General features: G+C 67.7%; 3 protein-coding genes and 1 pseudogene. 1 reads left to right on the forward strand and 3 read right to left on the reverse strand.

Features of this window, described 5'->3' with window-relative positions; translation table 11 throughout:
* From FKP22_RS33510 to FKP22_RS20690, 3 genes and pseudogenes are all read right to left on the reverse strand, one after another.
* Positions 1-228: pseudogene (locus FKP22_RS33510) on the reverse strand (hypothetical protein); the annotation flags it as partial.
* Entirely contained in the window at positions 225-998 is a 774-nt protein-coding gene (locus FKP22_RS20685; protein ID WP_231012226.1) for an RDD family protein, read from the reverse strand. The gene FKP22_RS20685 and the pseudogene FKP22_RS33510, both read right to left, overlap by 4 nt.
* Before the next feature lie 192 nt (positions 999-1,190).
* Entirely contained in the window at positions 1,191-2,168 is a 978-nt protein-coding gene (locus FKP22_RS20690; RefSeq protein WP_141289582.1) for a GMP reductase, read from the reverse strand.
* Between the two features lie 325 nt (positions 2,169-2,493).
* Between FKP22_RS20690 and FKP22_RS20695 the strand changes: the two genes are divergently transcribed.
* Positions 2,494-4,878: a UvrD-helicase domain-containing protein gene (locus FKP22_RS20695; RefSeq protein ID WP_231012312.1), complete on the forward strand. Its 2,385-nt coding sequence runs from the start codon at positions 2,494-2,496 to the stop codon at positions 4,876-4,878.
* Positions 4,879-5,114 lie beyond the last annotated feature (236 nt).

Genomic DNA, 5,114 nt, shown 5'->3' on the forward strand with positions numbered 1-5,114 from the left:
CTCCAGCATCTGGATGCGGCCAATCGGGTAGCTGCGGCTGCGCGCCAGCGCCAGGTGCTCGCAGCTGCGGCGGTACAGCATGGCCAGCCGCGCCGCGTCGAAGCTTTCGGTCTCGGTGGCGAACTCGCCGCGCTTGACCTTGCGGCGGCCGCGCTGGGCTGCCTGAAGCTGCTGCTCCAGCGCTCGCCAGTCGGCCTGGTGGGCCTGCTCGAAGTCGAAAGGTGTCATCGCATGCCGGCCCGCATGTCGCCCGTCGGCGGTGTGGACGGGCTGGCAGGTGCTGCTTCGCGTTGGCCCAACAACCAGCGCGACAGCGCCAGCAGGCGTTCGCCAGCCGACATGGCCTGGGTCGGGTGCGGATCCAGCGGCAGCCAGGGTGCCAGTCGCTGGGCAAGTTCGTCCAGGCGTTGCGGTGTCAGCCGGCGCTGGCGCTCGGCCAGGTGCAGCACGGCGGTCTGTTGCGCCACCGTCAGCGGTCGGGCCGGCGGCAGTGCCGGTCCCGCCACAGTGGCCTGGGTGTTCAGCGCGGCCGGTGCATAGACCACCAGCGTGCCGGCCACCAGGTCACCCAGGCGGCGGAAGTCGCGCCGCAGCAGCATCGAGATGCAGCCCGCGAAGTAGGCCATCGGCAGGAAATCGACCGCCCGCAACAGGTTGCGCAGCACCGAGGCGCCCGCGGTGACCGGCAGGCCGCTGTCCATCAGCACCTGCAGGCCGACGATGCGCTTGCCCGGCGTGGCGGCACCCGGCATCAGCTCGAACAGCACCGGGTAGAACCACTCGACCAGGAAGGCCGTGGCCAGCCACAGCCCGGTGCCGAAGCCTTTCAGCGCGGCCAGCAGGGCCGCCAGCGTGCCCATCACCACCATGCGGATCAGCAGGTCGATGACATAGGCCTGCCCGCGCGCCGGCAAGCCCGCCGGCCGCAGCGCCAGCGTGATGCCCTCGGGCGTTTCGACCTGATGCAGCGTGTCCAGCAGCACGGGGGCAGCAGGCACGGGGGTCTCAGTCCTGGACGACAAAGGTGTCGACGATCAGACCCGCCGCTTGCTGTGGCGCAAAAGGATTGTTCCCGTCGATGCTGCTCATGCGATCCCTCCCTCAAAGCTTGCCGCTACCGCTCTTCGTCGGAGGCGTGCGGGGCATGATAGTGCAGCAAGCGGCGGGCACGAATCCTTCGCTTGGGGGCCTCACATCAGCAGGTGCTCGCCTGCGTTCTCGCCGCCCAGGATCACGTAGTTGACCTTCCTCAGGTCGGTCAGCTGCACGCCGCCGGCGTAGCTGATGGAGCTTTGCAGGTCCTCGCGCATCTCGCGCAGCGTGTCGGCCAGGTGGCCCTTGACGGGTTCGAGGATGCGCTTGCCTTCGACGTGCTTGTACTCGCCCTTGTTGAAGTCGCTGGCCGAGCCGTAGTACTCCTTGTAGCGTCTGCCGTCGACCTCGACCGTGGCGCCCGGCGACTCTTCATGGCCGGCGAACAGCGAGCCGACCATCACCATGGCGGCGCCGAAGCGCACGCTCTTGGCAATGTCGCCGTGGTGGCGGATGCCGCCGTCGGCAATGATGGGCTTGGTGGCCACGCGGGCACACCACTTCAGCGCCGAGAGCTGCCAGCCGCCGGTGCCAAAGCCGGTCTTCAGCCGCGTGATGCAGACCTTGCCGGGGCCGATGCCGACCTTGGTCGCGTCCGCACCCCAGTTTTCCAGGTCGATCACGCCTTCGGGCGTGCCGACGTTGCCGGCGATGATGAAGGCCTGCGGCAGCTTGTGCTTGATGTGGTCGATCATCTGGCGCACGCTTTCGGCGTGCCCATGGGCAATGTCGATGGTGATGTAGTCCGCGCCCACGCCGTCGGCGGCCAGCCGGTCGATGACCTCGCGGTCGGCCGGCTTCACGCCCGAACTGATGGAGACGAACAGGCCGCGCTCGCGCATGTGGCGGGCATAGGCCACGTTGTCCAGGTCGAAGCGGTGCATCACGTAGAAGTAGCCGTTGGCGGCCAGCCATTCGGTGATGGGCTCGTCCACCACCGTCTTCATGTTCGCCGGCACCACCGGCAGCTTGAAGCGGCGGCCGCCGAAATCCACGCCGGTGTCGCACTGGGCGCGGCTGTCCACGCGGCACTTGCGGGGCAAGAGCAGCACGTTGTCGTAGTCGAAGATGTCCATTGTTCTCGGAGCTCCAGGGGTGTCGGCGCGTTGAAGGCAGTGTGCCGACATGGGCTGCGAGCGCTTGACCTGAGCCCGGCGGGTGCCGCGCGAAGCCGCCCTGCAAGGGGCGGTGGCGGTTCACCAGCACCGGGCGCCAGAGTTTGGGCCCGGTGGCTGAGTCTACGCGTTTGCATACAAAACCGCACTGCACGCAGTGTGGCGCCTGCCACAAGCAGGGCTTTCCCGTCGCGCACACTTTCCAGCCAGGTCGCCAGGCATCCCTAAAATGAACGAAATGCACGTTCAGGACCCTTCCGATTTCCCGCCCGGCCTGCCGCCGGCCATGGCGTTGCCGGACGACAATCCGCTGCTGCGCGGCCTGAACCCCGAGCAATACGCCGCCGTCACGCTGCCGCCGCAGGCTTCGCTGATCCTGGCCGGCGCCGGCTCGGGCAAGACCCGGGTGCTGACCACGCGCATTGCCTGGCTGCTGCAGACCGGCCAGATCTCGCCCGGCGGCGTGATGGCCGTGACCTTCACCAACAAGGCCTCCAAGGAAATGCTGACGCGCCTGGGCGCGATGCTGCCGGTCAACGTGCGCGGCATGTGGATCGGCACCTTCCACGGGCTGTGCAACCGTTTCCTGCGCGCCCACTGGAAGCAGGCCAATCTGCCGCAGAGTTTCCAGATCCTGGACAACGGCGACACGCTGAGCGCCGTGAAGCGCGTCATCAAGGGCATGAACCTGGACGAAGAGCGCTTTGTGCCCAAGCAGGTCCACTGGTTCATTGCCGGCAGCAAGGAAGACGGGCTGCGGCCGAACGACGTGGTGGTGCACGACGGCCAGAGCCAGAAGATGGTCGAGATCTACCAGGCCTACCAGGACCAGTGCGAGCGCGAAGGCGTGGTCGACTTTGCCGAACTGATGCTGCGCACCTACGAGCTGATGCGCGACGACCCGCTGCTGCGCGAGCACTACCAGCGCCGCTTCCGCCACATCCTGGTCGACGAATTCCAGGACACCAACAAGCTGCAATACGCCTGGCTGAAGATGTTCGCCGGCCCGCAGACCGCCGTGATGGCGGTGGGCGACGACGACCAGAGCATCTACGCCTTCCGCGGCGCGCAGGTCGGCAACATGGCCGACTTCGAGCGCGAGTTCCGCGTGCAGCACGTCATCAAGCTGGAGCGCAACTACCGCAGCTTCGGCAACATCCTGGACGCCGCCAACCACCTGATCGGCCACAACAGCCGGCGCCTGGGCAAGAACCTGCGCACCGAGGCCGGGCCCGGCGAGCCGGTGCGGGTGCAGGAATCGGCCAGCGACTTCAACGAGGCGCAGTGGATCCTGGAGGAACTGCAGCAACTGCACCGCGCGGGCATGCACCGGCGCGAAATGGCCATCCTGTACCGCAGCAATGCGCAGTCGCGGGTCATCGAATCGGCGCTGTTCAATGCCAGCATTCCGTACCGCGTCTACGGTGGCCTGCGCTTCTTCGAGCGCGCAGAAGTGAAGCACGCGCTGGCCTACCTGCGCTTGATCGAGAACTGCAACGACGACACCAGTTACCTGCGCGTCGTCAACTTCCCCACGCGCGGCATTGGCGCACGCACGCTGGAGCAGTTGCAGGACGCCGCGCGCCAGAGCGGCCGCAGCCTGTGGCAGAGCGTGGGTGCGGTCGGTGGCAAGGGCGGCGCGAACCTGGTGGCGTTCAATGCGCTGGTCGATTCGATGCGCAATGAGACGCACGGCCTGACGCTGCGCGAGATCATCGAGCACATGCTGCAGCGCTCGGGGCTGATCGACTTCTACCGCACCGAGAAGGAAGGCGCGGACCGCATCGAGAACCTGGAAGAACTGGTCACCGCGGCCGAGGCCTTTGTCACGCAGGAAGGCTTTGGCAAGGACGCGATTGCGTTGCCGGTCGACGAACACGGCCCGGGCCAGATCGCCGACGGCAGCGCCGCCGGCCTGCCCAACGCCGTGGCCGCGGTGGACATGACGCCCGACGCCGAGACCGGCGAGATCATGAGCCCGCTGGCCGCATTCCTGACGCACGCGGCACTGGAAGCCGGCGACAACCAGGCCCAGGCCGGCCAGGACGCGGTGCAGCTGATGACGGTGCACTCGGCCAAGGGACTGGAGTTCGACGCGGTGTTCATCACCGGGCTGGAAGAAGGCCTGTTCCCGCATGAAAACGCGATGTCCGACGCCGACGGGCTGGAAGAGGAGCGGCGGCTGATGTATGTGGCCATCACCCGCGCCCGCCAGCGGCTGTACCTGAGCTTCAGCCAGACCCGCATGCTGCACGGCCAGACCAAGTACCACGTCAAGAGCCGCTTCTTCGACGAGCTGCCCGAAACCGCGCTGAAGTGGCTCACGCCGCGCAACCAGGGTTTCGGCTCCGGCTTTGCACGCGACTACCAGGCCGCCTGGCAGCGCGGCAGCGGGCTCAATTCCGTTGTCGGCGCAGGCCGTTCATCAGGCTGGAACCCGCCTGCCGCGCCGGCCATGCCGCCGGTGCCGGCCAGCATGCAGGCCAGCGCTGCGAAAGCCGCCGGCCATGGCTTGCGGGTCGGCCAGGGTGTGTTCCACACCAAGTTCGGCGAGGGCGTGATCGTCACGCTGGAAGGCAAGGGCGAAGACGCCCGTGCCCAGGTCAACTTCGGCCGCCACGGCCCGAAGTGGCTGGCGCTGTCGGTCGCCAAGCTGACGCCGGTAGATTGAGCTTCCGGAATGCCCGCCAGAACCTGATCCGATGATGTCTCGCCTCGTCCGTGCTGTTTGCGGTTGCGTCGTCATGCTGATGCTGGCGATCGGGTTCGGATCGGCCGCGGGCGCCGGCGCCCCGCCCGATGACCGGCCGCTCTATCCTGACGAGCCGCTGGAGCGGCTGCAGTACCAGGGCAGGGCGCGGCCGGACCAGGCCGCCGCCGAGCTGGAGCGCCTGTTGGCCAAGCCCG

Source organism: Ideonella azotifigens (assembly GCF_006519715.1).
GTDB classification, from domain to species: Bacteria; Pseudomonadota; Gammaproteobacteria; order Burkholderiales; family Burkholderiaceae_C; genus Ideonella; species Ideonella azotifigens.